This is a genomic window from Empedobacter sp. UBA7494 (assembly GCF_002478465.1).
GTDB classification, from domain to species: Bacteria; Bacteroidota; Bacteroidia; order Flavobacteriales; family Weeksellaceae; genus Empedobacter; species Empedobacter falsenii_B.
In genome coordinates, this window is sequence record NZ_DLOC01000072.1 from 24,700 (window position 1) to 31,654 (window position 6,955).

General features: G+C 34.0%; 5 protein-coding genes. All 5 read left to right on the top strand.

What is annotated here, in order from left to right:
* Positions 1–205 precede the first annotated feature (205 nt).
* From B4E95_RS08660 to B4E95_RS08680, 5 genes are read left to right on the top strand one after another with little or no spacing between them, the layout of a single operon-like run.
* Complete coding sequence (locus B4E95_RS08660; protein ID WP_019976592.1) at positions 206–667, top strand: MarR family winged helix-turn-helix transcriptional regulator; 462 nt, start codon at positions 206–208, stop codon at positions 665–667.
* The gene (locus tag B4E95_RS08665; RefSeq protein WP_291051837.1) at positions 651–3,050 is read left to right on the top strand and encodes a 3-hydroxyacyl-CoA dehydrogenase/enoyl-CoA hydratase family protein; all 2,400 of its coding nucleotides are present in this window, start codon (positions 651–653) and stop codon (positions 3,048–3,050) included. Before B4E95_RS08660 ends, B4E95_RS08665 begins: the two co-directional genes overlap by 17 nt.
* A 36-nt stretch (positions 3,051–3,086) precedes the next feature.
* Positions 3,087–3,446 carry a four helix bundle protein gene (locus B4E95_RS08670; RefSeq protein ID WP_291061215.1) on the top strand — a complete coding sequence of 120 codons (360 nt, stop codon included), beginning with the start codon at positions 3,087–3,089 and terminating at the stop codon, positions 3,444–3,446.
* A gap of 34 nt (positions 3,447–3,480) precedes the next feature.
* A complete protein-coding gene (locus tag B4E95_RS08675; RefSeq protein ID WP_114999170.1) occupies positions 3,481–4,662 on the top strand; it encodes an acetyl-CoA C-acyltransferase in 1,182 nt (393 codons plus the stop codon).
* 26 nt (positions 4,663–4,688) lie between these two features.
* On the top strand, positions 4,689–6,491 hold the full coding sequence (locus B4E95_RS08680; RefSeq protein WP_291091174.1) for an acyl-CoA dehydrogenase family protein: 1,803 nt from the start codon (positions 4,689–4,691) through the stop codon (positions 6,489–6,491).
* Positions 6,492–6,955 lie beyond the last annotated feature (464 nt).

The window sequence follows — 6,955 nt, forward strand, 5'->3', positions numbered from 1 at the left end:
ACACTACTACAGTCAGTTTTTTATTAATGGAATAAATTTAAGTATTATTTAATCATACTATTTATTTTATTAATCATAATTTAAAGTTACATTTCATTGATAAATAGTAAATTGAATCATTATTTGTTAAACAAAATTAAATTTTAAAACTTTATTATGCTTGCATAATAAAAAAAGATTATATTTGTTATACATACACTAAAATATGTTAAGAGAAGATTTAACGATAGATTATTTATTGCGTTCAACATGGTTGTCAGTTCAGAAAATGTATAATGAGCAAGCAGGCGCTTACGATTCTACAATGGTGTATGCCTTTACATTATTATCAATAGATCCGAAAGGAGGTACGCCAAGTACGTCGCTAGGACCAAAGATGGGAATAGAGCCAACAAGCTTGTCGAGAACATTAAAAAACTTAGAAGCAAGAAATTTTATCGTTCGAAAACCAAATCCAGAAGATGGGAGAAGTGTGTTGATCACTTTGACTGAAGAAGGATTAAGAATGAGAGATATTTCAAAACATTTTGTTTTGCAATTTAATGAATCAATTAATAATCACATCGAGCCAGAGAAAATGCAAATTTTCTTAGAAGTGATTTATAAGATTAACCAATTAATATCGGACAAAAAAATATTTAAAAACAATTATGAGAAGACACGTTAAACACGTAACTGTATTAGGATCAGGAGTGATGGGTTCTGGTATTGCATGTCATTTTGCAAATATCGGAGTCGAAGTCTTGATGTTAGATATGGTTCCTCGCGAGCTTACACCACAAGAGCAAGCGAAAGGACTTACTTTAGAGAGTAAAGTAGTTCGTAACAGAACTGCTCAAACTCACTTAGATGCTGCTTTAAAAAGCAATCCTTCACCAATTTATGACAAAGCATTTGCTTCTCGTATAACTGTAGGGAATTTTGATGATGATTTCGAGAAGATTAAAAACTCGGATTGGGTAATAGAGGTTGTGATCGAAAGATTGGATATTAAACAATCTATTTTTGAGCGCGTAGATAACTTCCGTAAACCAGGAACTTTAGTCACTTCTAATACTTCTGGTATTCCAATTCATTTGATGACTGAAGGTCGTTCAGAAGATTTTCAGAAACATTTCTGTGGAACGCATTTCTTCAATCCGCCACGTTACTTAAAATTATTCGAAATTATTCCAACTCCTCAAACAGACAAATCTGTTGTTGAGTTTTTCCAAAACTATGCATCTTTATTCTTAGGTAAAACACCAGTTTTATGTAAAGATACGCCAGGTTTTATCGGAAATAGAGTAGGAGTTTACTCGATGGCGAAAGTGATGGAATTGGCGCAAGAAATTGGATTAACGATTGAAGAAGTTGATACTTTGACAGGTTCTATTTTGGGTCGTCCAAAAACGGGAACATTCAAATTGGGTGATTTGGTTGGTTTGGATACAGCATATAATGTAACAAAAGGTTTACAGCAAAATGCGCCAAATGACGAAATGATCCAAGGTTTGAAAGATTCAAAATTTTTGGATTTCTTAATCGAGAATAAATTCTTAGGAGATAAAACAAAAAAAGGTTTCTATTATAAAGAAATTGATAAAGAAGGAAATACCAATCGTTTTGCCTTAAATCTTGATACGTTAGAGTATCGTCCAATGGAACGCGCAAAAGTTACTGCTGTAGAAACTGCTAAAAATGCGGGGTCTATGCGTAATAAATTAGGTGTTTTATTGAAAGATTCTGGTAAAGCTGGAGAATTAATTCGCAAACATTTTGCTTCATTATTCGCTTACGTTTCTCAACGTGTTCCAGAAATTACAGATGTACTTTATCCAATAGATGACGCTTTAAAAACAGGTTACGCTTGGAAATATGGTCCATTTGAAACATGGGATTTGGTTGGGTTACAAAACGGAATTCAATTAGTAGAATCAGAAGGTTTAAAGGTTTCGGATTGGGTAAAAGAATTAGCAGCAACTGGTGCAGATTCTTTTTATAAAATCGAAAATGGTAAGAAATTATTCTATAATCAATCATCAAAGCAATTCGAATTAATTCCAGGTCAAGATGCATTTATTATTTTAGATAACATTAGAAAAACAAATGAAATCTGGTCAAACCAAGAAACATCTATTCAAGACTTAGGAGATGGAATCATCAATATTGAGTTCCGTTCTAAAATGAATTCTCTTGGAGGTGGAGTTTTACAAGGAATCAATAAAGGAATCGAGTTAGCTGAAAAAGATTATCGTGGAGTTGTAATTGGGAACCAAGGAGACAATTTCTCTGTTGGAGCTAATTTAGCCATGATTATGATGATGGCTGCTGAGCAAGATTGGTGGGAATTGAACATGGCAATCAAAATGTTCCAGGATACGATGATGCGTGTTCGTTATTCATCTATTCCAGTTGTTGTTGCTCCTCACGGAATGACGCTTGGTGGAGGTTGCGAAATGTCGATGCATGCGGATAAAATTGTAGCTGCTGCCGAAACTTACATTGGTTTGGTTGAGGTTGGAGTTGGATTAATCCCTGGTGGTGGAGGTTCGAAAGAATTTGCGCGCCGTGCAACTGAATTCGCTTTAAAAGATGATGTAAAAGTAAATCATTTGCGCGATAATTTCATGAATATCGCAACTGCGAAAGTAGCAACTTCAGCTTATGAAGCTAAGAATATGGGAATTATTCGTGAGCAAGATATTGTAGTGGTAAATGCAGAACGTCAAATTGCAGAAGCGAAGAAACATGCAATTATTTTGGCAGAAGCAGGTTACACACAACCAATTCAACGTAAAGTAGAAGTGTTAGGAAAAGAAGCGATGGGAATGTTCTATGTCGGAACAGACTCTATGGTTGCTGGACGTTTTGCTTCGGATCATGATCGTTTAATTGCGAATAAATTAGGATATGTAATGACAGGTGGTAATTTATCTGAATCAACTTATGTTTCAGAACAATACTTGTTAGACTTAGAGCGCGAAACATTCTTATCTCTTTGTGGAGAAAGAAAAACATTAGAGCGAATTCAACATATGTTAAAAACAGGTAAACCGTTGCGTAATTAAAATTGTAGTATTGAGATTTTAGATATTAGTATTGAGATGCATAAGCTTGAGGATTTAATAATTTGGAAAAAAGCGATTGAGTTGACGAAACAAGTTTACTTGATTTGTTTAGAATTACCTCGAGATGAAAAATTTGGTTTGATAAGTCAAATCAAGAGAGCAACAATTTCAATTCCTTCTAATATTGCGGAGGGGGCAGGAAGAAACTCGAATAAAGAATTCATTCATTTTTTATCTATAGCAAATGGTTCTTCTTATGAATTAATGACTCAATTAATTTTAGGGATAGAACTGCAATTATTGAAAAAAGATAAAGTAGAGCACATTATTTTATTATTAAATGAAATTCAAAAAATGAATTATGTATTTCAACAAAAATTAAAATCTAATATCTAACATCTAATGTCTAACATCTAAATTTTTTAATAAAATGAAACAAGCATATATAGTTACAGGATATAGAACAGCTGTAGGAAAAGCGCCAAAAGGAACATTGCGTTTTACACGTCCAGATGAAATGGCAGCTACAGTAATCAAGCGCTTAATGCAAGATTATCCAACTTTAGATCCAACACGTATCGACGATCTAATCGTTGGATGTGCAATGCCAGAGGCAGAACAAGGATTGAATATGGCACGTCTTATCTCATTAATGGGATTAGACACAGACAAAGTTCCAGGTGTTACAGTAAATCGTTATTGTGCTTCAGGATCAGAAGCAATTGCTTTGGCGGCTGCTAAAATTAGAACAGGAATGGCAGAATGTATCATTGCTGGTGGTGCAGAATCGATGTCGTATATCCCGATGGGAGGTTACAAACCAATTCCAGAAACAGATTTAGCGAAAGATCATCCAGATTATTATTGGGGAATGGGATTAACAGCGGAAGAAGTTGCAAAAGAATTTAAAGTGTCTCGTGAGGATCAAGATTTATTTGCATTCAATTCGCATCAAAAAGCATTAAAAGCAAATGCTGAAGGAAAATTTGCATCTCAAATCGTTCCGATTGATGTTGAATTTAATTTCTTAGATGATAAAGAAAAAGTTCAAACAAAGAAAATAGATTTCAAAGTAGACGAAGGTCCACGTGCGGATACATCTATCGAAGGTTTAGCAAAATTACGTCCTGTTTTTGCGCAAGGAGGTTCAGTTACAGCAGGTAACTCTTCTCAAATGTCGGACGGAGCAGCTTTCGTTATGGTAATGTCAGAAGATATGGTGAAAGAATTAGGTCTTGAGCCAGTTGCACGCTTAGTTGCATATTCTACGGTAGGTTTAGCACCTCGTATTATGGGAATGGGACCTTTATTTGCAATTCCAAAAGCGTTAGAACAAGCAGGAATGAAATTAGAAGATATTCAGTTAATCGAATTGAATGAAGCTTTCGCTTCTCAATCAGTTGCAATTATGCGCGAGTTGAATCTTAATCCTGATATCGTCAATGTAAACGGAGGTGCAATTGCTTTAGGGCATCCACTTGGATGTTCGGGTACGAAATTAACCGTGCAATTGTTACATGAAATGGAAGCGCGTAAAGCGAAGTATGGAATGGTAACCATGTGTGTTGGTACAGGACAAGGAGCAGCTTCAATTTTCGAATATCTAAAATAAAATCTAATATCTAAACAACAAAAAATATGTCTACAAATCCAAATAGATTAATCGGAGGTCAATACTTAATCAAAGATGCCTCTTACAATGATATTTTCACTTACGAAGATTTATCAGAAGAACAACAAATGATTTTGCAATCTGCAAAAGAGTTTATTGATAAAGAAGTAGTGCCTAAAAAACACCAAATTGAGAAAAAAGATTATGCGTTGATTGAAGAATTAATGCGTAAAATCGGTGAATTAGGTTTATTAGGAATTTCTGTTCCAGAAGAATATGGAGGAATGGGAATGGGATTCGTTACAACAATGTTAGTGTGCGACTATATTTCTGGAGCAACAGGTTCGTTAGCGACAGCTTTTGGAGCGCATACTGGAATTGGAACAATGCCAATTTTATTATATGGAACAGAAGAACAAAAACAAAAATATTTACCAAAATTAGCAACAGGAGAATGGTTTGCATCTTACTGTTTAACTGAGCCAGAAGCAGGTTCTGATGCAAATTCTGGGAAAACAAAAGCTGTTTTATCAGAAGATGGTAAAGAGTATATCATCACAGGTCAAAAAATGTGGATTACAAATGCAGGTTTTGCAGATTTATTCATTGTTTTTGCACGTATTGATGATGATAAAAATATCACAGGTTTCATTGTAGAAAAAGATAAAGCTGGTACTGGATTCTCTTTAGGAGAAGAAGAAGATAAATTAGGAATTGTTTCTTCATCTACGCGTCAAGTATTCTTTAATGAAGTTCGTGTTCCAGTAGAAAATCTTTTAGGAGAAAGAGACGGAGGTTTCAAAATTGCGATGAATGCATTGAATGTTGGTCGTATCAAATTAGGAGCAGCGTGTTTAGATGCGCAACGTCGTATTTTAGATTATTCGTTACAATATTCTTCAGAGCGTAAACAATTCAATACGTCAATCAATACGTTTGGTGCAATCAAAGAGAAATTAGCTGATATGGCTGTTTCTGCGTTTACTTCAGAAGCTGGTGCGTATCGAGCAGCGAAAGATGTACAAGATGCAATCGAAGATAACATGGAAAAAGGAATGCCTCATAATGAAGCGGAATTAAAAGGTATTGAAGAATATGCAATTGAAGCTTCTATCTTAAAAGTTTGGATTTCTGATGCAACTCAAATTTCTGCCGATCAAGGAATTCAGATTTATGGAGGAATGGGATATTCGAAAGAAATGCCAATGGAAGCAGCTTGGAGAGATGCGCGTATTTCGAGAATTTACGAAGGAACTAACGAAATCAATACCTTATTATGTGTATCGATGTTAGTAAAACGAGCATTCAAAGGAAAATTAGATTTAATGTCTCCTGCAATGAATGTGGCGAACGAATTAATGTCTATTCCATCGTTTGATGTTCCAGATTATTCAGAATTATTTGCGCAAGAAAAAGAAATCATTGCAAATCTTAAGAAATCGTTCTTTATGGTTGCGGGTTCTGCTTTGCAAAAGTTTGGTGCAGAATTAGAGCAACACCAACAGTTGATTATTGCTGCTTCTCGTATTATGCAAGAAATTTATATGGTTGAATCGGCGATGTTACGTGCAGAAAAAATTGCAAATGTAAAAGGTGCTGATGCGGCGAAGAATGCAGAAAAATTAGTTCAATTACAATTATTCAAATCGGTAGAAATTATTAAAACAGAAGCTACTCGCGGTATCGTTTCTTTCACAGAAGGAGATGAGCAACGCATGATGTTATCTGGTTTAAGAAGATTTACACGTTACAACGAATATCCAAACGTAGTTAACTTAAAAACTGAAATTGCAGATTTGTTAATCAAAGAAAATAAATACACTTTCTAAGTATATTTTAAATACAAATTATTTAAAGCAGTCAATTTATTGACTGCTTTTTTATTTTTAATATGTTGAAATATAATTTGGTATATCATTTGATGATTCTAGAGTAAGTACTAGTCTTTATATAAGTTAGTTGAGTTTTCATGGTACTTAAGTTTTAGTAGAGAAAGGCCTCAGTTGTTCCCAATTGAGGTTTTTTTATGCCTTGAGGTTAAAGTTTATTCATTAAAAATAAGAGAGTTAAGTCGATATTTCTTAATGAAATACTTTTCGAAAGAAATGATTTGAAGTAACTTTAATTCAAATTAATAACCCAAAAACAAAGCTTATGATAATTAATGCAGCAATTCTTACGTTGACCATGTTTGCAACATTTAGTATTATGTGTCTAGTCAAATTAGATGAATTAAAAAAAATAAAATAAAACAACAAAACTCCATTTATAGAAATGGAGTTTTGTTGTTTTA

What these genes read in the sequence shown, in the direction of transcription:
- B4E95_RS08660 (WP_019976592.1), top strand. Translation starts at nt 206, where the DNA reads ATGTTAAGAGAAGATTTAACGATAGATTATTTATTGCGTTCAACATGG.
- B4E95_RS08665 (WP_291051837.1), top strand. Translation starts at nt 651, where the DNA reads ATGAGAAGACACGTTAAACACGTAACTGTATTAGGATCAGGAGTGATG.
- B4E95_RS08670 (WP_291061215.1), top strand. Translation starts at nt 3,087, where the DNA reads ATGCATAAGCTTGAGGATTTAATAATTTGGAAAAAAGCGATTGAGTTG.
- B4E95_RS08675 (WP_114999170.1), top strand. Translation starts at nt 3,481, where the DNA reads ATGAAACAAGCATATATAGTTACAGGATATAGAACAGCTGTAGGAAAA.
- B4E95_RS08680 (WP_291091174.1), top strand. Translation starts at nt 4,689, where the DNA reads ATGTCTACAAATCCAAATAGATTAATCGGAGGTCAATACTTAATCAAA.